Origin of the sequence: Candidatus Blastococcus massiliensis AP3 (assembly GCF_000582785.1) — a bacterium.
GTDB classification, from domain to species: Bacteria; Actinomycetota; Actinomycetes; order Mycobacteriales; family Geodermatophilaceae; genus Blastococcus; species Blastococcus massiliensis.
This window is the reverse complement of sequence record NZ_HG931174.1, coordinates 655,152-678,390: the sequence shown is the minus strand read 5'-3', so window position 1 is coordinate 678,390 and position 23,239 is coordinate 655,152. Positions and strand designations below refer to the sequence as shown.

Annotated in this window: 24 protein-coding genes; 18 read left to right on the top strand and 6 right to left on the bottom strand. The window is 74.5% G+C overall.

The features are described from left to right. Positions 1 to 254 precede the first annotated feature (254 nt). Together nhaA and BN344_RS11745 are read right to left on the bottom strand one after the other, a co-directional pair. Positions 255 to 1,661 (bottom strand): Na+/H+ antiporter NhaA, encoded by a 1,407-nt coding sequence (gene nhaA, locus BN344_RS11750; protein ID WP_040338635.1) that lies wholly within the window; start codon positions 1,659 to 1,661, stop codon positions 255 to 257. A gap of 72 nt (positions 1,662 to 1,733) precedes the next feature. Further along, positions 1,734 to 2,582: an aminotransferase class IV gene (locus BN344_RS11745; protein WP_051515821.1), complete on the bottom strand. Its 849-nt coding sequence runs from the start codon at positions 2,580 to 2,582 to the stop codon at positions 1,734 to 1,736. A gap of 38 nt (positions 2,583 to 2,620) precedes the next feature. Here BN344_RS11745 and BN344_RS11740 point away from each other — a divergent pair, with 38 nt between their 5' ends. The 7 genes from BN344_RS11740 to BN344_RS11710 all read left to right on the top strand — a co-directional run bounded on the left by BN344_RS11740 (position 2,621) and on the right by BN344_RS11710 (position 7,793). Continuing rightward, complete coding sequence (locus BN344_RS11740; protein ID WP_051515820.1) at positions 2,621 to 3,106, top strand: Fur family transcriptional regulator; 486 nt, start codon at positions 2,621 to 2,623, stop codon at positions 3,104 to 3,106. Further along, complete coding sequence (ygfZ, locus tag BN344_RS11735) at positions 3,103 to 4,224, top strand: CAF17-like 4Fe-4S cluster assembly/insertion protein YgfZ (protein WP_040338634.1); 1,122 nt, start codon at positions 3,103 to 3,105, stop codon at positions 4,222 to 4,224. The genes BN344_RS11740 and ygfZ overlap by 4 nt, the downstream gene beginning before the upstream one ends. A 130-nt stretch (positions 4,225 to 4,354) precedes the next feature. Further along, positions 4,355 to 4,912, top strand: coding sequence for an RsiG family protein (locus BN344_RS11730; protein WP_040338633.1), 558 nt, complete (start codon positions 4,355 to 4,357; stop codon positions 4,910 to 4,912). Between the two features lie 7 nt (positions 4,913 to 4,919). Then, on the top strand, positions 4,920 to 5,930 hold the full coding sequence (locus tag BN344_RS11725; protein ID WP_155858851.1) for an asparaginase: 1,011 nt from the start codon (positions 4,920 to 4,922) through the stop codon (positions 5,928 to 5,930). A gap of 87 nt (positions 5,931 to 6,017) precedes the next feature. After that, positions 6,018 to 6,560 carry a helix-turn-helix domain-containing protein gene (locus BN344_RS11720; RefSeq protein ID WP_040338632.1) on the top strand — a complete coding sequence of 181 codons (543 nt, stop codon included), beginning with the start codon at positions 6,018 to 6,020 and terminating at the stop codon, positions 6,558 to 6,560. Further along, positions 6,557 to 7,357 (top strand): hypothetical protein, encoded by an 801-nt coding sequence (locus BN344_RS11715; RefSeq protein WP_040338631.1) that lies wholly within the window; start codon positions 6,557 to 6,559, stop codon positions 7,355 to 7,357. Before BN344_RS11720 ends, BN344_RS11715 begins: the two co-directional genes overlap by 4 nt. 151 nt (positions 7,358 to 7,508) lie before the next feature. Beyond that, positions 7,509 to 7,793, top strand: coding sequence for a DUF2516 family protein (locus BN344_RS11710; RefSeq protein ID WP_040338630.1), 285 nt, complete (start codon positions 7,509 to 7,511; stop codon positions 7,791 to 7,793). Between the two features lie 31 nt (positions 7,794 to 7,824). Here the strand turns inward: BN344_RS11710 and BN344_RS11705 are convergent, their stop codons facing one another. After that, positions 7,825 to 8,673: a spermidine synthase gene (locus BN344_RS11705; protein ID WP_051515819.1), complete on the bottom strand. Its 849-nt coding sequence runs from the start codon at positions 8,671 to 8,673 to the stop codon at positions 7,825 to 7,827. A gap of 142 nt (positions 8,674 to 8,815) precedes the next feature. On the opposite strand from BN344_RS11705, the gene BN344_RS11700 reads away from it, so the two are divergent. The 6 genes from BN344_RS11700 to BN344_RS11675 all read left to right on the top strand — a co-directional run bounded on the left by BN344_RS11700 (position 8,816) and on the right by BN344_RS11675 (position 15,921). Continuing rightward, positions 8,816 to 10,090 carry a pyridoxal phosphate-dependent decarboxylase family protein gene (locus BN344_RS11700; protein ID WP_051515818.1) on the top strand — a complete coding sequence of 425 codons (1,275 nt, stop codon included), beginning with the start codon at positions 8,816 to 8,818 and terminating at the stop codon, positions 10,088 to 10,090. Continuing rightward, on the top strand, positions 10,087 to 11,481 hold the full coding sequence (locus tag BN344_RS11695) for an amidase (RefSeq protein WP_040338629.1): 1,395 nt from the start codon (positions 10,087 to 10,089) through the stop codon (positions 11,479 to 11,481). The genes BN344_RS11700 and BN344_RS11695 overlap by 4 nt, the downstream gene beginning before the upstream one ends. Then, a complete protein-coding gene (locus BN344_RS11690; protein ID WP_051515922.1) occupies positions 11,478 to 13,064 on the top strand; it encodes a gamma-glutamyltransferase family protein in 1,587 nt (528 codons plus the stop codon). Before BN344_RS11695 ends, BN344_RS11690 begins: the two co-directional genes overlap by 4 nt. A gap of 65 nt (positions 13,065 to 13,129) precedes the next feature. Further along, the gene (locus BN344_RS11685) at positions 13,130 to 14,437 is read left to right on the top strand and encodes an amidase (protein ID WP_051515817.1); all 1,308 of its coding nucleotides are present in this window, start codon (positions 13,130 to 13,132) and stop codon (positions 14,435 to 14,437) included. A gap of 22 nt (positions 14,438 to 14,459) precedes the next feature. Continuing rightward, a complete protein-coding gene (locus BN344_RS11680; RefSeq protein ID WP_051515816.1) occupies positions 14,460 to 15,050 on the top strand; it encodes a TetR/AcrR family transcriptional regulator in 591 nt (196 codons plus the stop codon). A gap of 112 nt (positions 15,051 to 15,162) precedes the next feature. Further along, a complete protein-coding gene (locus BN344_RS11675) occupies positions 15,163 to 15,921 on the top strand; it encodes a hypothetical protein (protein ID WP_040338628.1) in 759 nt (252 codons plus the stop codon). A gap of 47 nt (positions 15,922 to 15,968) precedes the next feature. On the opposite strand, the gene BN344_RS11670 is transcribed toward BN344_RS11675, so the two are convergent. Further along, complete coding sequence (locus BN344_RS11670) at positions 15,969 to 16,835, bottom strand: class I SAM-dependent methyltransferase (RefSeq protein WP_040338627.1); 867 nt, start codon at positions 16,833 to 16,835, stop codon at positions 15,969 to 15,971. A 34-nt stretch (positions 16,836 to 16,869) separates the two neighbouring features. Here BN344_RS11670 and BN344_RS11665 point away from each other — a divergent pair, with 34 nt between their 5' ends. Together BN344_RS11665 and BN344_RS11660 are read left to right on the top strand one after the other, a co-directional pair. After that, positions 16,870 to 17,877 carry a UDP-N-acetylmuramate dehydrogenase gene (locus BN344_RS11665; RefSeq protein ID WP_040338626.1) on the top strand — a complete coding sequence of 336 codons (1,008 nt, stop codon included), beginning with the start codon at positions 16,870 to 16,872 and terminating at the stop codon, positions 17,875 to 17,877. Next, on the top strand, positions 17,874 to 18,152 hold the full coding sequence (locus tag BN344_RS11660) for a hypothetical protein (protein WP_040338625.1): 279 nt from the start codon (positions 17,874 to 17,876) through the stop codon (positions 18,150 to 18,152). The genes BN344_RS11665 and BN344_RS11660 overlap by 4 nt, the downstream gene beginning before the upstream one ends. Before the next feature lie 78 nt (positions 18,153 to 18,230). Here the strand turns inward: BN344_RS11660 and BN344_RS11655 are convergent, their stop codons facing one another. Then, positions 18,231 to 18,788 (bottom strand): TIGR03086 family metal-binding protein, encoded by a 558-nt coding sequence (locus BN344_RS11655; RefSeq protein ID WP_051515815.1) that lies wholly within the window; start codon positions 18,786 to 18,788, stop codon positions 18,231 to 18,233. A 5-nt stretch (positions 18,789 to 18,793) separates the two neighbouring features. Further along, positions 18,794 to 19,582, bottom strand: coding sequence for an SDR family oxidoreductase (locus BN344_RS11650; protein WP_051515814.1), 789 nt, complete (start codon positions 19,580 to 19,582; stop codon positions 18,794 to 18,796). A 105-nt stretch (positions 19,583 to 19,687) separates the two neighbouring features. On the opposite strand from BN344_RS11650, the gene mshA reads away from it, so the two are divergent. Genes mshA through BN344_RS11635 form a run of 3 tightly spaced genes read left to right on the top strand, consistent with a single transcriptional unit; the run spans position 19,688 to position 23,153 of the window. Further along, positions 19,688 to 21,025 carry a D-inositol-3-phosphate glycosyltransferase gene (mshA, locus tag BN344_RS11645; protein WP_040338624.1) on the top strand — a complete coding sequence of 446 codons (1,338 nt, stop codon included), beginning with the start codon at positions 19,688 to 19,690 and terminating at the stop codon, positions 21,023 to 21,025. Next, positions 21,022 to 21,579, top strand: a complete 558-nt coding sequence (locus BN344_RS11640; protein ID WP_040338623.1) for a YbjN domain-containing protein — start codon at positions 21,022 to 21,024, stop codon at positions 21,577 to 21,579. The genes mshA and BN344_RS11640 overlap by 4 nt, the downstream gene beginning before the upstream one ends. Then, on the top strand, positions 21,576 to 23,153 hold the full coding sequence (locus tag BN344_RS11635; protein WP_040338622.1) for an MFS transporter: 1,578 nt from the start codon (positions 21,576 to 21,578) through the stop codon (positions 23,151 to 23,153). The genes BN344_RS11640 and BN344_RS11635 overlap by 4 nt, the downstream gene beginning before the upstream one ends. The last annotated feature ends 86 nt before the right edge of the window (positions 23,154 to 23,239 follow it).

Genomic DNA, 23,239 nt, shown 5'->3' with positions numbered 1-23,239 from the left:
GAGCAGCTCGCGGGCCGACTGGACAAATGTCGGCGGCCCGGGGGTCGGGTGACTGTCCGGTTCTCGCTCGCCGCCGTACGACGGACGGGCGATCTGCCGTCGTTCAGAACTCTCGTCTGAACGGGCGGCCCATCTGGACGGCGGCTAGCGGACAGCCACCTCACGAGTCCTGTAGCTCAGCAAGTTACGGACCACCTCCTCTCTCGTGTGCGACGACGGTACGTCGGCGTCGAGAGCCCCGGCAAGCGAGAAACTCAGCTGTCAGCGAACGGCTTGGCCGGCCGCCCGGGGGGCGGCGCGCCCTTCCAGTCCGGGTCGTGCTCGGCCGTCTCGTCGGCCGTCTCGTACCCGGGGGGCGGGCCGATGTCCTCGGGGCGCTCGTAGACGTCGGGGATGCCGTCGGCGTCGACGTCCACCAGCTCCTCGGCGGCGATGGCCCGGTACTGCCGGTTCCGCAGCCGCAGGATGACCGCGGCCAGCCCGGCGGCGAGCACGGTGCCCACCAGGATGCCGACCTTGGCGTGGTCGAAGCTCTCGGGATCGTCGGCGTAGGCGAGCTCGGTGATCAGCAGCGAGACGGTGAAGCCCATGCCGCCGAGCAGGGCCAGCCCGACCACGTCGGTCCAGCTCAGGTTCTCGTCGAGCTGCGCGCGGGTGAAGCGGGAGACCAGCCACGTGGCGCCGGTGATGCCGATGGCCTTGCCGGCGACCAGCCCGACCATGATGCCGATCGCGATGCTGTCGCCGAGGGACTCGCCCAGCCCCGAGAGGCCACCGACCGCCACGCCCGCGGAGAAGAAGGCGAAGACCGGCACGGCGATGCCCGCCGAGATCGGCCGGATCCGGTGCTCGAAGTGCTCGGCCAGGCCCGGCCCGGCGTCCGGCCCACCGGCCGCCTGGCTCCGGACCACGGGCACGGTGAAGGCCAGCAGCACGCCGGCCACGGTGGCGTGGACACCTGACTCGTGCATCAGGGCCCAGCAGAGCGCGGCCAGCGGGAGCAGCAGCCACCAGGAGCGGATCCGCTTCTGCACCAGGAAGCCGAAGACGGCCAGCGGCAGCAGCGACAGCAGCAGGGCCTCGACGTTCAGCGCGGCGGTGTAGAAGATCGCGATGACCATGATCGCCAGCAGGTCGTCGACCACGGCCAGGGTGAGCAGGAAGGTGCGCAGGGCCGTGGGCAGGTGCGTGCTGATGACCGCCAGGACGGCCAGGGCGAAGGCGATGTCGGTGGCCGCCGGGATCGCCCAGCCCTCCAGCGACCCGCCCAGGTTGATCAGCACGAAGAACAGGGCGGGTACCGCCATCCCGCCGACCGCCGCGGCGATCGGCAGCGCCGCGCGCCGTGGTTCGCGGAGGTCGCCGGCGACGAACTCGCGCTTGAGCTCGAGCCCGGCGACGAAGAAGAAGATCGCCAGCAGCCCGTCGGCCGCCCACGTGCCCAGCGAGAGGTCCAGGTGCAGCGCCTCCGGCCCGACCTTGGTGTCGCGCAGCGACTCGTAGCTCTCCGCCCAGGGGGAGTTGGCCCAGACGAGGGCGATCAGCGCCGCGACGAGCAGCAGCGCGCCACCGACGGTCTCCTTGCGCAGGACCGAGGTGAGGCGTTGCGTCTCGGTCCACGACCCGCGGCCGAGCAGGCGGGAAGAGGGCGGCTTGGTCACGGGGGCGGCTCCGGGGGAGGGGTCGGGAAAGGACGTTGCCGACCAGACTTCCCGGCGCACCGTGGGTCCACGCTACCCGGCGAGCAGTTCCCGCACCCGCACCGTCAGTCCGGCGTCCCCGCGGCGCACGCCGTCGAGCGTGTGCACGGGGGCGGCGCCGCGCACGCCCGACAGCAGCCACACGGCGTCGGCGGCGTGCAGGTCGTCCACGGTGCCAGCGGTCCGCGCCGTCGGCCAGCCCGCGGCGTCGGCGCGCTCGAACAGCCGGGCGACGGTCGTGCCCGCCAGGATGCCGGTGTCCAGCGGTGGCGTGTGCAGCGTGCCGTCCGCGGCCCACGCGACCGTCGACGTCGGGCCCTCGAGCAGCTGCCCTTCGAGCGAGGTGAGGACGACGTCGTCCGCGCCGAGCCGGGCCGCGTGCCGGTAGGCCGCCATGTTCACCGCGTAGGAGAGCGTCTTCGCGCCGCCCAGCAGCCACGGCGCCCGCGAGCGGAAGTCCGCCGGGACGCCGAGGGAGAGGCTGACGACGGAGACGCCGGTGCTGCGCTGGCGGAGGGTCTCGGCCGGCACGGGCGCCAGGAGTGCCAGCGCCGTGGGCGGGGCGCCGCCCCCGGGGCCGCGGGTGAGGAGCAGCCGGACGACGCCCTCGGTCCCCGTCGGCCACTCGGCCAGCACCGCGTCCACGAGGGCGCGCCAGACCCCGTCACCGGGGTGCGGGATCTCCAGCAGTGCCGCGGATCGCACCAGCCGGGCCAGGTGGTCGGCCAGGTGCGGTGTCGCCCCGTCGATCACCGCCACCGACTCGAACGCGCCGTCCCCGCGGACCAGGCCCTGGTCCGCGGCGGTCACCACGGGCTCCTCCGCGGGAACGGCGACGGCCACGCCGTCCCGCCAGATCGCGACACTGCGCTGATCGGTCACCGGTCCAGACTGCCCGACCCCGGGCATAAGGTCGCGGCATGGGGCACGAGGGCCAGCGGATCGGGGGCGCGGTCGGCGAGGCGGCCGCGCCGCTGGCCGAGCGGCTGCGCGAGCGCGGCCTGCGCCTGACGCCGCAGCGCAGGCGGGTGCTCGCGGCGGTGGCGGCGCTGGAGCACGCGACGCCTGAGGCGATCGGGGCGCGGCTGCGCGAGGAGGCCGGCGCGGAGGGCTCGGCACCCGACGCCTCGACGGTCTACCGGAACCTGGAGCTGCTCGAGCAGCTCGGCCTGGTCTGGCACACGCACCTGGGCAAGGGCGCGCCGGTCTACCACGCCTCCGAGCACCCGCACCCGCACGTCGTCTGCGCCTCGTGCGGGGAGATCACGTCGGTCGCCCCGGACCTGCTCGACGACGCGGCGGAACGTCTGGCCGCCGATCTGGGTTTCACCGTGGACGTGGGGCACGTCGCCTTGTCCGGGACCTGCCGGGCGTGCCGTGAACGAGCCGGATCGGAGATCCCATGAGTTCCACCCTGCTGTCCCGCCCGGGAGCCGTCGCCGAGGAGAAGCCGGTGGACGCCGCCCGCGCCGTGGCCGCTCATTACGGGGACCCCCTGCGCGAGCAGCGGCTGCTCGCCGAGGGCGCCGGGCTGGTGGACCGCAGCGACCGCGACGTCCTGGTCGTCCCGGGCGCCGACCGGCTCTCCTGGCTGCACAGCCTGACCAGCCAGCACCTCGACCGGCTGGCCGACGCCACCGGCAGCGAGGCGCTCGTCCTCTCGCCCAACGGGCACGTGGAGCACCACCTCGTGATCGCCGAGCTCGGCGGCACCACCTGGGCCGACGTCGAGCCCGGCACCGGCGCGGCGCTGCACGCCTTCCTCGAGAAGATGCGGTTCATGCTGCGCGTCGAGCCGCAGCTGGTCAGCGAGCAGTGGGCGGTCCTCTCGCTGGTCGGGCGGACGACGCTGGACGTGCTGTCCGCGGCCGGCCTGCCGGCCCCGGCGACCGAGTACGGCGTCGAGCCGCTGGCCGACGGCGGCTTCGTCCGCCGGATGCGCCCGATCGGCGACGGCGGCTCGCTGCTGGTCGACCTGGTCGTGCCGCGCGCCTCGGTCGGCGACGTCGCCGACCGGCTCCTCGCGGCCGGCGCGGGGCTCGCCGGCGTGCAGGCCTACGAGGCGCTGCGCGTGGAGGCCCGGCGCCCGCGGCTGGGCGTGGACAGCGACCACCGGACGATCCCGAACGAACTCGAGTGGCTGACCAGCGCCGTGCACCTCGACAAGGGCTGCTACCGCGGGCAGGAGACGGTCGCCCGCGTGCACAACCTGGGGCGGCCGCCGCGCCGGCTGGTGCTGCTGCACCTCGACGGCATCAGCGAGGACCTCGCCGAGCCGGGTGCGCCGGTACTGGCCGGCACCCGGGAGGTCGGCCGCGTGGGCAGCGTGGTGCGGCACCACGAGCTGGGCGTCATCGCGCTGGCGCTGGTCAAGCAGTCGGTGGCCCCCGACGCCGCGCTCGTGGTGGGCGGGTCGTCCGCTGCCATCGACCCGGACGACGCAGCGCTCGAGATCGACGAGGACCGCGCCGCCGCCCGCGACCGCATCCGCGCCGTCCGGTCCGCGTCGATCCCGCGGGCGTGACGCGGCGCGCCCGCCGGGCGGCCCTGCGGCTGGGAATGGCCCGGGCGCTGTCCTACGCTCCCCGGCGACCGCCGATCACGACCGACGACACCCGCACGCCCGGGGGCAGCACGCCGATGGAGGCCGCACCGTGAGTCCCAAGCCCACCCCCGCCGGTGGCGACGCCGTCGACGCCCTGCTGGTGCCCGGGTTCCTCGAGGACGCGACCAAGCGGTCGATGGCCGAGGTCCGCGCGCTGCGCCGCCAGGCGGAGCAGGTGGAGGTCAACCTCTCCTACACGCGGCGGCTGCTGCAGGGCCGGCTGGACATCGTCCGCCGCGAGATGCAGCGCCGGGCCGAGGACGACGGCCGGTCGCTGGTCGACCTGCTGCCGGAGATCCTCGCCGAGAAGGGACGCGGCCCCGCCCACGGTCTCGGCCGGCACCAGACCGTCCAGCCGTCCAACCCCGACGCCTACGAGTCCTGGGTCAACTCCCTGACCCCGGGGGTCGACCTCTCCTCGATCTCCGAGCTCACCGACGCCAAGCTGGAGCGGGGCGCCAAGGCCCTCGCCCGTGCCGAGAGCGGCCTGTCGGAGCGCCGCCGCGGGGTGCAGCAGGTCATGGACGCGCTCGCCGCCGAGCTCGGCCGCCGCTACCGCGACGGCGAGGCCGACGTCGCCGCCCTGCTCGCCGACGAAGGCCGGTAAGGACCCCGTGCCCCCCACCGCTCGCACGCTCGCGGCGGGCCCCTGCACGGGGGCCGAATGGCCCGACAACCCGGTCCTGGTCGAGGTCGAGCGGTCGGGGTTCCTGGAGTCCGTGCACCGCGGCTCGCTCGTCGTCCTCGGTCCGGACGGCGAGGTGCGGTTCGCCGCGGGTGCGGTCGACCGGCCGATGCTGCCCCGTTCGTCCAACAAGCCGGTCCAGGCGACCGCGCTCCTGGCCGCCGGTTGGACGCCCCGATCGGCCCGGGAGCTCGCCATCGGCGCCGGTTCGCACAGCGGTGAGGACGGGCACCGGGAACTGGCCGCCGCCATGCTCGGCGCCGTCGGCCTGGACCCGGATCACCTCGGCTGCCCGCCTGCGCTGCCGTCGCACGAGCCGACCCGGGCGGCCTGGCTGACCGGGGGCCGGGCGCCGCAGCGGACGGCGATGAACTGCTCGGGCAAGCACGCGGCGATGCTGTCGGCCTGCGTGGCCTCCGGCTGGCCGGTCGAGGGCTATCTCGACCGTGACCACCCGCTGCAGCAGGCGATCGAGTCCCGGTTGTCCGAGGCGGCCGGCGAGCAGGTGACCGCCGTCGTCGTGGACGGATGCGGCGCGCCGCAGCACGCGCTCTCGCCCACCGGCCTGGCGCGCGGCGTCCTGTCGCTGGTGCAGGCGGAGGCCGGCTCGCACGAGCGGGCTGTCGCGGACGGCATGCGGGCCGAGCCGTGGTTCGTCGCGGGGACCGGCCGCGAGGACACGGACCTGATGCGCGCCGTCCCGGGCCTCCTGGTCAAGGGAGGGGCCGACGGCGTGCACGTCGCCGCGCTGCCCGGCGCCGGGGCCGTGGCGCTCAAGCTCGACGACGGCGGGGACCGCGGCCGGATGCCGGCACTGGCCGGCGGTCTGCGCCGGCTGGGCGTGCCGGCGGAGGCGCTCGCTCCGTGGTTGCACGCGTCCGTCACCGGCGGGGCGGAGCAGGTCGGCGTGGTGCGACCGGCGGCGGTACTCGGCTCCTGAGCTGCTGTTTCGGGTGTGACCCGTCTGACAGCCCACTGCTAGCACTAGCGCTTGCAAGAGCTAGCACCCGGGGATAGTGTCGTACCCGTGCAGACACCCGGTGACTTCGTCCGCGAGCAGGTGAGCACGGTCCGCGACAAGGTGGACCGGGTCGCCGGCAGCGTGGCGGAGTCGGTCGCCGAGGCGACCACCACCTCGGCGGGCAACGTCACGTCCGTCGGCTCGCAGGTGGGCAACTACATCCGCGAGCAGCGCAGTGCCGCCCGGGTGTCCCTGCGAGAGCTGGCCCGCACCGCGGGAGTCAGCAACCCCTACCTGTCCCAGGTGGAGCGAGGTCTCCGCAAGCCGTCAGCGGAGATCCTCGCGTCGATCGCCCGGGGCCTGAAGATCTCGGCCGAGTCGCTCTACGAGCAGGCGGGGATCCTCGACCGGAGGTCCGGCAACCCGGACACCGTGGCGGCGATCCGCTCGGACGAAGCGCTGTCCGAACGGCACAAGGCCGTGCTGCTGGAGCTCTACGAGACCTACGTCCGTGAGCACTCCACCAGTGCGGTGCGCGAGGCCCCAGCGCAGGCCGGAGCCCAGACAGCACCCGAGAACGCCCCCCACCCTTCCAAGGAGTCGGCATGACCCCCACCCAGACCGTGAAGCAGTACGGCGAGCTCGCCGTGGCCCAGGGCCGCACCCTGGCCGAGCAGGCCCGCACCCCGATCCTGGCCCTCGTCGGCGCCGGTGACCTGGCCGTCGAGCGCGCCAGGACCGTGCTCGACCAGTTCCGCAGCACCGCCGAGGCCCTGCCCGGCGAGGCGCAGGTCCAGGCCGACCTCGCCGTCAAGGAGGCCCGCACTCGGGCCACCGAGGCCGCCGGTACCGCGCGCACCACGGCGCAGCAGCTGACCGAGGCCGTGCGTCCCGACGCGCTGCGCAGCACCGCCGCCCAGCTCGTCGAGACGGCCCGCACCCAGGCGACCGCCACCCTGGAGACCCTGGCCGAGCGTGGCGCCGAGGTCGTCGAGGACCTGCGCCGCCAGCCCGGCTTCCGCCGGGTCGTGCGTCGCGCCGAGCGCGCCGTCGACACCGTCGAGGACGCCCTGGAGGACATCCTCGAGGAGACCGCCGAGGCGGTCACCGACGCCTCCAACGAGGTGACCTCGATCGCGCAGAAGACCGCGGCCAAGGCCGAGAAGGTCGCCGCCAAGGCCGAGGCCTCGGTCGAGGAGACCGCGGAGGCCACCAAGGACGGGCTCGAGGACGCCGTCGAGGCGCCCACCAAGAAGGACGCCCCGACCGCCAAGAAGGCGCCGGCCAAGAAGAACACCCCGGCCGCGAGCAAGTCGTCGACCAAGACGACGTCGGCCCGTGTCACCCGGGCGCGGTCCGCGAAGCGGACCGACCCCACCGCTGTGCCCGCCAAGCGCAACAGCTGACACACCCCACGAACCAGGGCCCCGGAGCTGAGCAGGCGCTCCGGGGCCCTGTCGTGTCCGGGTGCCGGTGTGCGCCGCGCCGACCCGGAGGGGTGGCGTGCGGCCCCGCTCCGGCCCGGTGGCCGGCCCGCCGGCGGGTAGGCTCGCGGGCATGGCGGAGTTCGACGGGTTGCTGCTGTTCGCCCTCTACTGGGGCGCTCTGGCGCTGGCCCTCTGGGCGTTCGTCGACGCGCTGATCCGTCCGGCGGCGGGCTTCGTCGCGACCGGCAAGCTCACCAAGCCCGCCTGGGCGGCGATCACGGCACTGGCCGTCCTCGCCCTCTACTTCCGCGGTCCACTGGACATCTTCGGGCTGCCCGCCGTCATCGCCGGGATCGTGTACCTGGTCGACGTGCGCCCCGCAGTGCGCGGTCTGCCCCGCGGCAACAGCTGGTGACCTGCGTCCTCCGCTGATCCGGGTCTCCCGGTCATCGACCGAAGACGCCCGCCGGGGGCTCCGGGGACGGCTGGGCGTCGGCATCGGTGACCGGCTGCGTCCGGCCCACGAAGCGGTGCAGGTCCTCGCCGTCGACCACCCGCGAGGGCATCGGGTCACGGGCACACGCGCGGGTGAACGCGGCGAGCGGTAGCTCGGTGTCCGACGCGACGGCGACCAGGTTGCCGAAGCGGCGGCCGCGCATCGTGCCCGGCTCGGCGAGCAGGCAGACGTGCCGGAACACCGCCCGCAGCGTGGCCGCCTGGCCCCGGGCGAAGCGCAACGGCGGCCCGTCGGCCACGTTCGCGGCGTAGACCCCGCCCGGCCGCAGGACCCGGGCGACCTCGCGGACGAATTCCACGCTGGTCAGGTGCGCCGGCGTTCGCGCCCCGGCGAAGACGTCGGTGAGGACGACGTCGGCGGCGGCCGGGCGGAGGGCGGCCAGCCCGGCGCGGGCGTCGTCGGCGCGGACCCGCACCCGGGCGTTGCGGGGCAGCGGCAGGTGTTCGCGGACCAGGTCGGTGAGCGCCTGGTCGTGCTCCACCACGCGCTGGCGCGAGCCGGGGCGCGTGGTGGCGACGTACCGGGGGAGGGTCAGCGCGCCTCCGCCCAGGTGGACGACGTCGAGCGGGGCGCCCGGCTCGGCCGCGAGGTCCAGCACGTGACCCATGCGGCGGACGTACTCGAACTCCAGGTGCGTCGGCTCCTCGAGGTCGACGTGGGACTGCGGCGTGCCGTCGACCATCAGCACCCAGGAGCCGTCGCGGTCGGCGTCGGCCAGCAGTTCGGCCGTGCCGCCGTCGACCGGGGTCGGACCGGGCGGCACTCTCACCGTCACCATCGTGCCAGCCGCCCACCGCGGGGCTCCCGGGCGTGCCGGGCCGGCGCCGGGAGACGGGAACGGCCGGGGCGGTGGCATCGGGCGGTCGATAGTGTCGGCGCCCGACGGCGGATGGTGACCGCCGACACAATCGGGAGGCACCGTGTCCGCCGTACCGCCCCACCTGCCCGTCGAGGGCCAGGACAGCGCAGCCGTGCTCGCCCGGCTGCGGGACAACCGGCACGACGACGCCGACTGGCGCAGCGGCCGCATCTTCGGCCTGATCTTCCACCCGGACGACGACGAGCTCGAGGAGCTGCTCGCCGAGGTGAGCCGGGAGTACCTGGCGGAGAACGCCCTCAACCCGGTCCGGTTCCCGAGCCTGGCCCGGCTCGAGCGCGAGGCGGCGGACATGGTGGCCGGCCTCCTGCACGGCACCCCCGGCACCGGCGGGCTGACCAGCGGCGGCACCGAGTCGATCTTCATGTCCGTGCTCGTCGCGCGGGAGACGGCGCGCAAGCGCGGCATCGACGACCCCGTGCTGGTCACCGCGATCACGGCCCATCCGGCGTTCGCCAAGGCCTGCCACCTGCTCGGCATGCGGCAGATCCGGGTGCCGGTCGACGAGGGTTACCGGCTCGTCGTCGAGGAGATGCGCGCCGCGGTGGGACCCGACACCGCCATGGTGGTGGCCAGCGCTCCGTGCTACCCCTACGGCGTCATCGACCCCGTGGAGGAGGTCGCGGCGATCGCCCGCGAGGCGGGCGTGCTCTGCCACGTGGACGCCTGCCTGGGCGGGATGATGCTGCCCTTCTGGGAGCGCCTCGGGGAGCCGGTACCGCCGTGGGACTTCCGGGTCGACGGCGTCACGAGCATCAGCGCCGACCTGCACAAGTACGGCTACAGCTTCAAGGGCGCCAGCGTGCTCCTGCACCGCGACGTCGAGCAGTACCGGACCCAGTGGTGGTTCGACGACGGCGCCTGGGGCGGTGGGCTCTACGGATCGCCCACCGCCGCCGGCACGCGCCCCGCGCCGCCGATCGCCGGCGCGTGGGCGGCGCTGCGCCACCTCGGCGAGGACGGCTACCTGCGCCAGGCCACCAAGGTGCGCGACGCCACCCGCCGCCTGATGGCCGGCATCGAGGCGATCGAAGGGCTGTCGATCACCTCGACGCCGGACCTGTGCGTGTTCCAGTTCGGCAGCGAGGACGTCGACATGAAGGCCGTCGCGGAGGCGCTCGCCGAGCAGGGCTGGTATCCGAACCGGCAGCCCGGCGGGCTGCACCTGATGGTGTCCCCGTTCCACGTGCGGGTGGCCGACGAGTTCCTCGCCGCGCTCACCGCCGCGGTCGACCTCGCCCGGGACGGGCGCAGGTCCGACGCCGGTCCGGCCACCTACGGCGGCACCGCCCGCCCGGGCGGGACGGGCGGCTCGTGACCGAGCCCTGGCTGCAGGACGCCTGCTCGCTGGTCGACGCGTTCCGCGCGCGGGAGATCAGCCCGGTCGAGGCGGTGCAGGCGGTGCTCGACGCGGTCGACGCCAGCGACCTGAACGCGGTCAGCCACGTCGACGCCGAGAACGCCCTGGCCGCGGCCCGGAGCGCCGACGTCTCCCGGCCGTTCGGCGGGGTGCCGTTCGCGGTCAAGGAGCTCGAGCCGGTGGAGGGCTGGCCGTTCCCCCGGGGCAGCAAGCTCCTGGAGGGCACGACCGGGCCCTTCACCACGGTGCACGTGGAGCGCATCCGCGACCGCGGCGGTGCGATCCCGGTGGTGCAGACGACCAGCAGCGAGTTCGGCCTCGTGGGCTACACCTCGACGAAGCTGCACGGCACGACCCGCAACCCGTGGAACCCGGCGCTGACGCCGGGCGGCTCGAGCGGGGGCACCGCGGCCGCGGTGGCCGGGGGAGTGGTGCCCATCGGCACCGGCACCGACGGCGGCGGGTCGATCCGCATCCCGGCCGGCTACACGGGGCTGGTCGGCATCAAGACGAGCTTCCGCACCATCCCCTTCGCGCCGATGGCCCAGATCGAGCCGCTGCACTCGATGGTCGGCTGCCTGTCCCGCTCGGTCCGGGACACGGCCCGCTGGCTGGACGTCGCGAACGGCGCCCATCTGCGGGACCCGTTCAGCCTGCCGCGCGTGGAGGGCTTCGAGGCGGGGCTGGGCAGCCACGACCTCGCCGGCCTGCGGGTCGCGGTGCTGCCGGACTTCGGAGGCGCGGTCGTGCACCCCGACGTCGTCGCCGCGATCGAGGACGCGGCGGAGGCGCTCGTCGCCGCTGCCGGGATGCGGCGGGTCGACGTCGACTTCACCGTGCCCGACATGGCGGCGATCTGGGCCGGCGCCTCGCTGCCCACGATGTGGCACGGCATGCACGCCTACTGGCCGCAGATCCGCGAGCTGCTCACCGAGGAGGTGGCGGCCCTGATGGCCCGCTCGGAGACCTTCACCATCGCCGAGGCGGCGGCGGTCGACCCGCTCCGCAAGCTGCTCAACGAGTCGTTCGCCGACCTGTTCGAGTCCGTGGACCTGGTGCTCGCCGCGACCAACCCGGACGACCCCTACGCCGCCGAAGGGCCGGGCCCGAAGCGCGTCGGGGACATCGACGTCGAGGGGCTCGGCAACACCGGCCGGCTGACGATGGGCATGAACATCACCGGCGTGCCGGCGATCAGCGTCCCGGCCGGACTGTCGCCGCGGGGGATGCCGATCGGGATGCAGATCGTCGGGCCGCGGCACAGCGACCCGCTGCTGCTGTCGGTCGCGGCGCTGTTCGAGCGCGAGCGGCCGTGGCCTCTCGTCGCGCCGTCGGTGCGCGCGTCGTGAGCTGGGAGACCGGGACCGTCGAGGGCCCCGGCGGACTGGTGTGCAGCGTGGACCGGCTGGCCTCCGACGCCGGTGCCGCCGTCCTGCGCGCCGGCGGGAACGCCGTGGACGCCGCGATCGCGACCAGCGCCGCCCTGACGGTCACCACACCGCACATGTGCGGGATGGGCGGCGACCTGTTCGCGCTGGTGGCCGGCCCCGGCGCGGGGAGCTCGGAGCCACTGGTGCTCAACGCCTCCGGCCGCGCCGGCAGCGGGGCCGATCCGGATCGGCTCCGGGCCGAGGGGCACCGGTCGATGCCGTTCCTCGGCGACGTCCGGAGCGCGCCGGTACCGGGGTGCGTGGACGGGTGGCTGACGCTGCACGACCGACTAGGACACCTGCCCCTCGGCGACGTGCTGGCGCCGGCGATCGAGCTGGCCGAGTCGGGCTTCCCGGCGTCCCCGCTGCTCGCGGCGACCCTGCCCTCGCTAGCCGGTGTGACCGGGTGCGACGAGCTCGTCCGGTCCGGTGTGGCGGCCGGCGATCTGCTGCGGCGGCCCGGGCCCGCCCGGATGCTGCGGGCCGTCGTCGCCGAGGGGCGGGACGGGTTCTACGGCGGAGAGTTCGGGGCGCGGCTGCTCGAGGTGGGGGCGGGGGAGTACAGCGCGGACGACCTCGCCGCTCCGCTCGCCGACTGGGTGGACGGCCTGGCCCTCGACGTCTGGGGGCACCGGGTCTGGACCGTCCCGCCGAACTCCTCCGGCTACCTGGGTCTGGCCGGGGCGGGCATCGCCGAGCGGGTGGGGATCGTCGCGGATCCCGACGACCCGGCCTGGGTCCACCTGACCGTGGAAGCGGCACGGCTGGCCGGGTTCGACCGTCCGGAGCGCCTGTTCGAGGGCGCGGACGGCGCCGCGCTCGTCGCGCCCGAGCGCCTGGCCGAACGGGCCGCGATGTTCGACCCGGGTCAGGCGGCTCGCCTGGGTGACCGGCATCGCGACGGCGGCACCATCTACCTGTGCGCCGCCGACGGGAACGGCATGGGCGTCAGCCTCATCCAGTCCAACGCCAAGGGGTACGGCAGCCACGTCGCCGTCCCGGGTACCGGCATCATCCTGCACAACCGGGGCATCGGGTTCAGCCTCGAGCCGGGGCACCCCGCCGAGTACCGGCCCGGCCGGCGCCCACCGACCACGCTGGCCCCGGCGCTGGTCACGAGACCCGACGGGTCGCTGCGCGCGGTGCTCGGCAGCATGGGTGGCGACTCCCAGCCGCAGGTCGTGCTGCAGATGCTCGCCCGGTTGCTCGTCAGCGGTCAGGAGCCGGGGACCGTGCTCAGCGCGCCGCGCTGGGTCCTCGATCTCGAGGGTGGCACCGGCTTCGACCTGTGGGACCGCCCCGACCGGCACCGGGTCCGCATCGAGGAGCACGCGCCGTCGTCCTGGCAGACGGGTCTCGAGGAGCGGGGCCACCGGGTGGAGCGGGCCGGCATCGACGTCGCGGGCTTCGGGCACGCCCACCTGATCGACGTCCCGCTCGACGGGGCGCCGAGGGGAGCGGCCGATCCGCGGTCGGTGATCGGCGCCGCCGTCGCCGTCTGATCGCCGCGCCAGGGCCTGGTGTCTTTATCGGACAACTGATATGAAAAAGCTCGCCTCGCCCCCGGGTGCGGTCGCAGGTGCACGCGTTCCTCACCGTCACCGAGGAGCTCGCGCGGACGGAGGCGGCCGCGGCCACCGAGCGGGCCGCCCGGGGCGAGCGGATCAGCGCCATGGACGGGATCCCGTACTCCATCAAGGACCTGGAGGACACCGCCGGCATCCGCACCACGCACGGCACCCGGTTCTTCGCGGACAACGTCCCCGACAGCGACAGCGTCGTCGCCGGCCGGCTGCGCTCCAGCGGCGGCGTCCTGCTCGGCAAGACCAACACCCCGGCCTTCGGCTGGAAGGACATGGCCGACAACCTGGTCGCCGAGACGACGGTGAACCCGTGGGACACCTCCCGGACGACCGGCGCATCCTCGGGCGGGGCGGCGGCGGCCGTCGCCGCCGGCCTGGGCCCGCTGGCGCAGGGGTCGGACGGCGCGGGATCGATCCGGATCCCGGCGGCGCTGTGCGGGGTCGTCGGCTTCAAGCCCTCGTTCGGGCGGATCCCCGTGCACCCGATCCGCGAGTACTGGGCGCACCGCACGCACGTCGGCCCGTTGACCCGCACCGTGGCGGACGCCGCCCTCATGACGTCGGTGATGGCGGGGAGCGACGACCGCGACCCGTTGTCGCTGACCAGCGAGATGGAGCCGTTCGCGCCGCCGGCGGAGTCCGAGCGGCCGCTCGCCGGCCGGAAGGTCCGCTGGAGCCCGGACCTCGGCTACGGGGCGGTGAGCGCCGAGGTGGCGCAGATCGTCGCCGGCGCGGTGTCCGTGCTGGAGGAGCTCGGCTGCGCGGTCGAGGAGAAGGCCCCCGGCTGGGAGGACCCGAGCCGCTTCCACCGGGTCATCCACAGCAGCGGCCTCGCCGTGGGCGTCGGGCCGTTCGCCGACCAGCAACCGGAGTGGCTCGAGGACGACCTGTTGCGGCTGATCGAGTACGGCCGGTCGCACTCGGCGGTCGACCTCAAGACCGCCGAGATCCAGCGAGGCCGCCTCTACGACGCCGCCCGGAGTCTCTTCGAGCAGATCGACCTCCTCGTCACGCCCGCGATGCCGCTCGAGGCCTGGTCCGCGGAGCCGGGCCCAGGGCCGCAGGAGATCGACGGAGTGCGGCTGGGCGCCCGGGGGCGCTCGTTCCTGCTCAACCCGTTCAACCTCACCGGGCAGCCGGCCATCTCCCTCCCGTGCGGCTGGACCGAGGCCGGGCTCCCGGTCGGCGTGCAGATCGTCGGCCGGCGGAACCAGGACATCGACGTCCTCCAGGTCGCGCACGTGCTCGAGCAGCGCCTCGGCCTCATGGACCGGTGGCCGGCGCTGTCCTGAGCGACGTCCCACAGGAGGAGACGTGCCCAAGATCGTCGATCACGACGAGCGCCGCCGGTCGGTCATCGAGGCGACCTGGCGGGTCATCGCGCGGGAGGGCATCGCCAGCGCGACGACCCGCGGCATCGCCCGCGAGGCCGGCTGCTCCATCGGGGTCCTGGCGCACTACTTCGCGGACAAGGCCGAGCTCATGGCCTCGGCCATGCTGGCCGCGCACGCGGAGGTGCGCGCCCGGCTGGACCCGGAGCTGACCGGCCTGGCCTCGGTCCGCCAGTACATGGTCGAGTGCCTGCCCGTGGACGAGCGGCGCCGGTTCCTCGCCGTCGTCGAGGTGAGCTTCTGGGGGCAGGCCGTCGGCAACCCCCGGCTCGTCGACGTCTACGCGGGCGAGGTGGAGGGGTTCCGCAGCACCCTGCGCACCCGGCTCGTCCAGGCGCGCGAGCAGGGCGAGCTGCGGCCCGACGTCGACGTCGAGGCCGTCGTCCACGAGCTGCACGTCCTGAACGACGGCCTGAGCATCCAGGCGGCGTTGCACGCGCACAGCGCCTCGGCACAGCAGCAGGTCGCCATGGTGGATTCCGTCCTCGACCGGATCCGCAGCGTCGTCCCGTGACGGGCCGGCGCGAGTAATTTCTCGGCACTCGCAGCGCCCGGGGTGCATCGGAGCGTGTACAGGTGAGGGAGCAGCCGGCGCGCTGGCTGCCGGTCGAGACCGTGGAGGTCTGATGCTCCGACGGATGGACGGCAGCCGGCTCGTGGCTCTCGTGCTCGCGGTGGTGCTGGCCGCCGCCGTCGTCACCTGGCTGGCGATGCGGAACAGCGGGGCGGACGACACCGCGGCCGGCTCGTCAGGGCTGCCTTCCTGTGCCGATCTGGCCGGAACCGACCTCGGCCCGCTGGACGAGGACCCGGCGTGGAACGGCTGCGTGACCGAAGGCGGCGCAGCGGTGCGGTCCTACCGGTACGAGTGCTCGGGGCTGCGCAGGGTCACCTACCCCGACGGGGACGAACGGCGGCTGGCCGCCGAAGCCGCCGTCGTCTTCCTGCCCGACGCCGGGCTGACGGCCGCCACGGGGCAGCCCTGGGTCGAGGTTCACGGCGTGCGGGCCGCCCACCTGCCGACGCCGTTCGTCATGCTCGGCCCCTACCGCTGCGACGAGCTCCGTTCGCTGCCGCACGGCGGGTCGTCCCCGGCCAGCTGCGCCCTCGATGACGTCCCTCTCGAGCTGTCGACCACCCAGGGATGCAGCAGGGAAGGCCAGTACTACGCCGCGGTCGGCCGGACCTGCATCTATCCGGACTGGGACATCGGCGTGTTGTGGGAGCAGTGGTCCATCGACGTTCCCGGCCTGGGCGGCCCGGACGATCCCACGGTGCTGGAGAGCGGGCCGGACGAGGAGTGGTGGATGGTGCCCGGGCAGTACCGCGACGAGCGCTGCTCGACGCCCCCCCCAGGAGTGGGACGAGGCCTGGCGTTGAGCTGAGCCGGGCATCGAACGCGGTGCCGTGGACGTTCCCGCGGGAACGTCGCCTACTCGACCGGGGCGACCGCCGACCAGCGCACGGTGACCTCGCCGTGCCGCCACCGGCGGGAGGAGCCGACCAGCGGCCAGCCCTGCTCGGCCAGCGCCTCGACCGCGGCGACCCAGCGCTGCCGCGGCCCGAAGGTGGACATCCCCGCGGCGGAGGCCCACGCGACGTCGAAGGCACGCAGGAACTCGTGCACCGGCTGCCCCGGCACGTTGTGGTGGATGAGGGCCTTCGGCAGCCGCTCGGCCAGGTCCGAGGGCGTGGCGATGTCGGAGACCCGTGCGGCCAGTGTGAGCGTCAGCGGGCCCTCGGCGTCGAGGGCGACCCACGTCGAGCGCCGTCCCCACTCGTCGCAGGTGCCCTCCACGACCAGGCCGCCGGGCCCGAGCGCCGCGCACATGGTCGTCCACGCGCGAGCCGCCGACTCCTCGTCGTACTGGCGCAGCACGTTGAAGGCGCGCACCAGCACCGGCTGCAGGCCGGCCAGCTCGAAGCCGCCGAGGCGGAAGTCCACCCGCGGCGGGTCGCGGTCGGCCTCCACCGCGGCCACGCGGGCCGGATCGATCTCCAGGCCCACGACCTCGAGGCCGTCGACCTCGGGCGCCAGCCGTTCGACCAGCTCCAGCGTGGTGACGGCGGAGGCGCCGTAGCCGAGGTCGACGACCAGCGGTCGCGCGGAGTCGCGCAGGCGCGGGATCTGGGTGGCGAGCAGCCAGCGGTCGACGCGGCGCAGCCGGTTGGCGTTGGTCGTGCCCCGGGTCGGGAGTCCCAGGGCCCGTGCCCGGCCGGCAGCCAGCCGCGGCGCCTTGCGCTGGGGCTGAGGGGACAGCGAGGCCCGCTGCTTGTGGTCGCTCCCTGCCTCGCTCACCGGTATGGAGGGTAGTCCGGGCTAGCGTGGCATCGTGCAGGTTCGACACGACGTCCGGCTGGCGGACCTCACCACCCTCGCCGTGGGTGGTCCGATCGAGCGGTTGCTCGAGGCAGAGACCGCCGACGAGCTGGTCGACACCGTCCGGGACGCAGACGAGGCTGGCCGCCCGCTGCTCCTGCTCGGCGGCGGCTCCAACGTCGTCGCGCCGGACGAGGGCTGGCCCGGTGACGTCGTCGCCGTCCGCACCCGTGGCATCCGGCGCGACGGCGACCGGTTGACCGTGCAGGCCGGCGAGGACTGGGACGGGCTGGTCGCGCACACCGTCGCCGGGCAGCTCGCCGGGATGGAGGCGCTGTCGGGCATCCCCGGGTCGACCGGCGCCACGCCCGTGCAGAACGTGGGCGCCTACGGCCAGGAGGTCGCGCAGACGATCACCGTCGTCCGCGTGTACGACCGCGCCGAGAAGTCCGAGCAGCTGCTCACCCCGGCCGAGTGCGGGTTCGCCTACCGGGACAGCCGGCTCAAGCGCGAGCCCGGGCGCTTCGTCGTCCTCGAGGTGGAGTTCGCCCTGGAGGCAAGCCCGCTGTCACGGCCGGTCGGCTACGCCGAGCTGGCCCGCACCCTGGGCGTGGAGATCGGGGAGCGCGCCCCGCTGGCCGAGGTCCGCGAGGCCGTGCTGGGCCTGCGCCGCGGCAAGGGCATGGTCTGGGACCCGGCCGACCCCGACTCCCGCAGCGCCGGCTCCTTCTTCACGAACCCGATCGTCCCGGCCGAGCGCGCCGTCGAGGGCTGCCCGAGCTGGCCGGCCGGCGACGGGCACGTCAAGCTCAGCGCCGCCTGGCTGGTGCAGCACGCCGGCTTCGGTCGCGGCACGCGGGAGGGGCGCGTCGGGACGTCGTCGCGGCACAGCCTGGCGCTCACCACCGAGGACGGCGCCACCGCCGCCGAGCTGCTCGCCTTCGCCGATCGGATCGCCGACACCGTGCGCGGGAAGTTCGGCGTCACCCTCGACCGCGAACCCACCGCCGTCCGGCCGTGACGCCCGACCGGCGCGTGGCCCGGATGCAGGAGCTCCTGCAGGTCCTATCGGTCTCCGATCCGTGGCCGGAGCACCTCGACGTCCCCGAGCAGGACGCGTGGATGGAACGGGCTGGCGCCGACAGCGGCCTGGCCGGGCTCCTCAGCTCCGCAATCCAGGATCAGAGGTACCTCGTGAAGGACCTGGTGGAGTACCGCGCCGCATCCGAGCGGTTCGGCTCCCTGCTCGATCCGCCGGCGATGGCCGAGGCGTACGACCCGCTCGCCCAGCGGTAGGGGCCCCCGGACCTCGAAGCCGCGGTGCGGTAGCGAGAGCCGCCGTCTACCGCGGCTTCCGCTGCAGTACGGCGGGCCTCAGGCCCTCCCCGTCAGCCGGAGCAGCCGGAGCTGGGCGGGACCGCCGTCGTCGACGCCCGGCTGGGCGTACATCCCGAGCCCGCGCAGCTCCTCGACCAGGCCGGCGCCGTGCGCCAGCAGGTGCTCGCCGAGGGACGGGTCCAGGGCGTCGTCCAGGCCGAGCGAGGTGGCGAGGTCCCAGGCGTGCAGCGCCAGGTCGAGCGTCCGCATGCGGAGCAGGTCCCGTCCCGAGCGGTCGCCCGCCGGGTGGTGCACCACGCGGTCGAGGGCCCCCGGCTCGGCGAACGCCGCGGCCAGGGGTTCCTGCCAGCGCCGGCAGGCGGCGACGGGGTCGGGTCGGACGTGGTCCTGGGTGCGGGTCGCGGTGAGCTCGTCGGCGGCGGCGCCGCCCAGGAGCAGCAGGTAGCGGTGACCCCCGCCGTTGACGTGGTTCACCAGGTCGAAGACCGACCAGCCCGGACACGCGCTGGGCCGGTCCAGGTGCTCCGGCAGGACGGCCGCCAGCCGCACCAGCAGGTCATCGGCCGCGATGTCGAGAGCGGCCAGTTCGTCCACCGGGATCAGCCCCCCTCGCGGTGGACCTTGTGCTGCGCGGCCTGGGCGCGGGGGCGGACGACGAGCAGATCCACGTTCACGTGGTGCGGGCGGGTCAGCGCCCAGGCGATGCAGTCGGCGACGTCCTCGGCCACCAGCGGCTCCCGCACCCCGCGGTAGACCGCGTCCGCCTGGTCGGCCGAGCCCAGCCGGTTGAGCGAGAACTCCTCCGTGTGCACCATCCCGGGCGCGACCTCGATGACGCGCACCGGTTCGCCGACCAGTTCCAGGCGCAGCGCCCCGGCGAGGGCGTGCTCGCCGTGCTTGGCCGCCGTGTACGAGCTCCCGTTCTCGTAGGTGGTCAACCCCGCCGTGGAGCCGACGAACAGCACGTCCCCGGCTCCCGAGGCGATCAGCGCGGGGAGCAGCGCCTTGGTCAGCCGCACCGTGCCGAGCACGTTCACCTCGTAGGTCCGCGCCCACGAGTCGAGGTCCGCCTCGGCCACGGGGTTCGCATCGAACGCCCCGCCGGCGTTGTTGACCAGCACGTCCACCCGGTCCAGCGCGGCGGCGAACGCCTCGACCGAGCCTGCGTCGGTGACGTCCAGCTGCAGCGCCCGGCCCCCGATCGAGGCCGCCAGCTCCTCGAGCCGGTCCAGTCGCCGCGCACCGAGGACGACGTCGAAACCCTCGGCCGCGAGCCGGGCGGCGGTGGCCGCCCCGATCCCGCTGGACGCCCCGGTGACGACGGCGGTGCGGCCCGAGCCGGGCAGCTCGCGGGCACCGGTACGGGTGAGAGGAACGGCTCCTGACATGTGGTCATCCTGACGCTGTTGCAGGATGGAAGACCGACAGGGGTTGCCGACGTTGCCCCCTCGAACGGTCCGGACCACGGGAACAGCAGAGCGGGAGGAACGCACGTGCCCGCTCACCGCGCGTTCCGCACCGGCACGCCCCGGCGGGTGGCCACGCTCTCGGTGCACACCAGCCCGCTCGACCAGCCCGGCGCCGGCGACGCCGGCGGCATGAACGTCTACATCGTCGAGGCGTCCCGCCGTCTGGCCGCCCGCGGCATCGCGGTCGACATCTTCACCCGCGCCACCTCCAGCGACCTGCCGCCCGTCGTCGAGATGAGCCCCGGCGTCACCGTCCGGCACGTGAACGCCGGCCCCTTCGAGGGGCTCGGCAAGGAGGAGCTCCCCGCGCAGCTCTGCGCCTTCACCGCCGCCGTGCTGCGCGAGGAGGCCCAGCACGAGCCGGGGTACTACGACGTCGTGCACTCCCACTACTGGCTGTCCGGGCAGGTCGGCTGGCTGGCCCGCGACCGGTGGAGCGTGCCGCTGATCCACACCGCGCACACTCTGGCCAAGGTCAAGAACGAGGCGCTGGCGGACGGCGACCGGCCCGAGCCGCGGGCCCGCGTCATCGGCGAGGAGCAGGTGGTGGCCGAGGCCGACCGGCTCATCGCCAACACCGACGAGGAGGCCCGCCAGCTCGTGCGCCTCTACGGCGCCGATCCCGCACGGACCCTCGTCGTCCCTCCGGGCGTCGACCTCGACCGGTTCGCACCCGGCTCGCGGGCCGCCGCCCGGCGCGCCGTGGGGATGCCGGAGGACGCCGTCGTCCTGCTCTTCGTCGGCCGGATCCAGCCGCTCAAGGCTCCCGACGTCCTGCTGCACGCGGCGGCGCAGCTGCTCGTCGACGACCCCGCCCTGCGGAGCCGGCTCCGCGTCCACGTCGTGGGCGCCCCCAGCGGCTCCGGTCTCGACGCCCCCGAGCAGCTCCAGAAGCTGGCCGGTTCCCTCGGCATCGCCGACGTCGTGACGTTCTTCCCACCGCAGCCCCCCGAGCGGCTGGCCGACCACTACCGCGCGGCCGACGTGACCGTCGTCCCGAGCCACAACGAGTCCTTCGGCCTGGTGGCGCTGGAGTCGCAGGCCTGCGGCACACCCGTGGTGGCCGCGGCCGTGGGCGGGCTGCCGACGGCGGTGCACGACGGCGTCTCCGGCGTCCTGGTCGCCGGGCACGATCCCGGCGACTACGCGACCGCGGTGCGCGCCGTCCTGGCGCGCCGGGAGCTGCTCGCGGCCGGTGCCCGCCGGCACGCCGGCCGGTTCTCCTGGGACCGCACCGCGGACGCGCTCGTCGAGGCCTACACCGCCGCGGCCCGCGACATGGCGACCGCGCCCGCCCGCCCGGCCCGCGAGCGGCTCCTCGCCCCGCTGCGCGTGCTCCCGAGCGTGCAGGTGGCCCGATGAGCGCGCCGGGGAGCCGGAGCACGGAGGAGCTCGACGCCGTCATCGAGCGGACGCTGCGCGAGGCCGAGCTGGTGCACGAGCACCCCGCGCCGGGGACCTGGCTGGTCGACCTCCCCGGCACGAAGAAGCTCAAGACCGTCTGCGGGCTCAGCGTCGGGGAGCACGCGCTGCGCGTGGAGGCCTTCGTCTGCCGCCAGCCCGACGAGAACCGCGAGCAGCTCTGGACCTTCCTGCTGCAGCACAACGCCCGGATGTACGGCGTCTCGTACTCCATCGACAACGTCGGTGACGTGTACCTGACCGGCCGGCTGCCGCACGCCGCGGTGACGCCGGAGGAGCTCGACCGCATCCTCGGCTCGGTGCTCAGCTACGCCGACGACCACTTCAACACCATGCTCGAGATCGGCTTCGGCACGTCGATCCGCCGCGAGTGGGACTGGCGGGTGAAGCGGGGCGAGTCCCTGCGGAACCTGGAGGCGTTCGCCGCCTTCGCCGATCCCAGCCGTCGCGCGGAGGACGACGGGAGCAGCGCCGGTCGCGCCGGCGGGGAGTGACGACGGACCGCACCACGGCCGAGGAGGCTCCTCCCGGCTACGCCCGCCGGTGGTGGGTGCTCGCCACCATGACGGTGTGCCTGCTCGTGGTGATCATGGGCAACACGATCCTCAACGTCGCCCTGCCGACGCTGCAGCGCGACCTCGGCGCCACCCAGGCCGAGCTCCAGTGGGCGGTGGACGCCTACATCCTCGTGTTCGCCGGGCTGCTGTTCTCCTGGGGCGTCATCGGTGACCGCATCGGGCGCCGCCGGGTCCTGGTCATCGGGCTGTCGATCTTCGCGGTGGGCTCGGTCCTCGCCGCGCTGAGCGACAGCCCCGCCGAGCTGATCGGGTGGCGTGCGGTCATGGGCATCGGCGGAGCGGCCGTGCAGCCGACCACCCTCGCCGTCATCACCAACGTCTTCCCCGGCCCCGAGCGCGGCCGGGCCATCGGCGTGTGGGCGGGCACGGCCGGCATCGCCGTCGCGGGCGGCCCGCTGGCCGGCGGTGCGGTGCTCGAGCACTTCTGGTGGGGCGCGGTGTTCCTCATCGGGGTGCCGGTGGCGCTGCTCGGCATCGTCGGGGTCCTGGCGATCGTCCCGGAGTCGAAGGACCCCTCGCCGGGCCGCGTGGACGTCCCCGGCGTCCTGCTGTCGATCGTGGCGCTCGCCGGGCTGGTCTACGGCATCATCCGCGGCGGCGAGGGCGCCGGGTGGACGACGCCCGGCGTGCTCGTCCCGCTCGTCGGCGGGCTGCTGCTCCTGGCCCTGTTCGTGCAGCTCCAGCGGCGCTCGGCCCACCCGGCGCTGGACGTCTCGCTGTTCCGCAACCCGGCGTTCTCGGCCGCGGCCGGCGCGCTCGGGCTGAACTTCTTCGCCCTGCTCGGCGCGACGTTCTACCTCGTCTACTACCTGCAGGGCGTGCTGGGCTACAGCCCGTTCCAGGCCGGCGCCGCGCTCATCCCGGTGGCGCTCGGCATGGCGATCATGGCGCCGCGCAGCTCGGTCCTGGTGGAGCGGTTCGGTGCCAAGGCCGTGTGCGCCACCGGATTCGCGATGATCACGCTGTCGTTCCTGGGCTTCCAGCTGCTGGGCGCCGACTCGTCGTTGTGGCTGCTGCTCGCGATCCTGTCGGTCCAGGGCGCGGGCATGGGGATGGTGATGGCGCCGGCCACCGAGTCGATCATGTCCGTCGTCCCGCGGGAGAAGGCCGGCGCGGGTGCGGCGGTGAACAACTCCGTCCGCCAGGTCGGCGGCGCGCTGGGGGTGGCCATCCTCGGCTCGGTCCTGGCCGGCTCCTACACCGCGTTCCTGGGCGATGCCACCGACGTGCTGCCGGAGAGCGTCCAGGAGCGGGCGGGGGAGTCGATCGTGGGCACCCTCTCGGTGATCGGCGAGCTGCAGGCCGGGGACGACCCCCAGGTCGCCGAGGCTGCTGCCGGGCTGGTGCAGCCGGCCCGCGAGGCCTTCGTCGACGCCATGCACGTCACCGCCGTGGGAACGGCGGCCGCCGGGGCGATCGCCGTCGTCGTCGTGCTCGTCTGGCTACCTGGGCGCCGCGATCGGGTGAACGAGGTCCACCTGTCCCGGTGACGTCGGCCCACGATGTTGACGCTGAGTGACCGGATACCGAGGCTGACCGGGTCGCGTGCGGGCCAGGGGAGCGCCGCGCGGACGTA

What these genes read in the sequence shown, in the direction of transcription:
- BN344_RS11710 (WP_040338630.1), top strand. Translation starts at nt 7,509, where the DNA reads ATGGCGGAGTTCGACGGGTTGCTGCTGTTCGCCCTCTACTGGGGCGCT.
- BN344_RS11715 (WP_040338631.1), top strand. Translation starts at nt 6,557, where the DNA reads ATGACCCCCACCCAGACCGTGAAGCAGTACGGCGAGCTCGCCGTGGCC.
- BN344_RS11675 (WP_040338628.1), top strand. Translation starts at nt 15,163, where the DNA reads ATGCTCCGACGGATGGACGGCAGCCGGCTCGTGGCTCTCGTGCTCGCG.
- BN344_RS11650 (WP_051515814.1), bottom strand. Translation starts at nt 19,582, where the DNA reads ATGTCAGGAGCCGTTCCTCTCACCCGTACCGGTGCCCGCGAGCTGCCC.
- BN344_RS11705 (WP_051515819.1), bottom strand. Translation starts at nt 8,673, where the DNA reads ATGGTGACGGTGAGAGTGCCGCCCGGTCCGACCCCGGTCGACGGCGGC.
- BN344_RS11740 (WP_051515820.1), top strand. Translation starts at nt 2,621, where the DNA reads ATGGGGCACGAGGGCCAGCGGATCGGGGGCGCGGTCGGCGAGGCGGCC.
- ygfZ (WP_040338634.1), top strand. Translation starts at nt 3,103, where the DNA reads ATGAGTTCCACCCTGCTGTCCCGCCCGGGAGCCGTCGCCGAGGAGAAG.
- BN344_RS11640 (WP_040338623.1), top strand. Translation starts at nt 21,022, where the DNA reads ATGAGCGCGCCGGGGAGCCGGAGCACGGAGGAGCTCGACGCCGTCATC.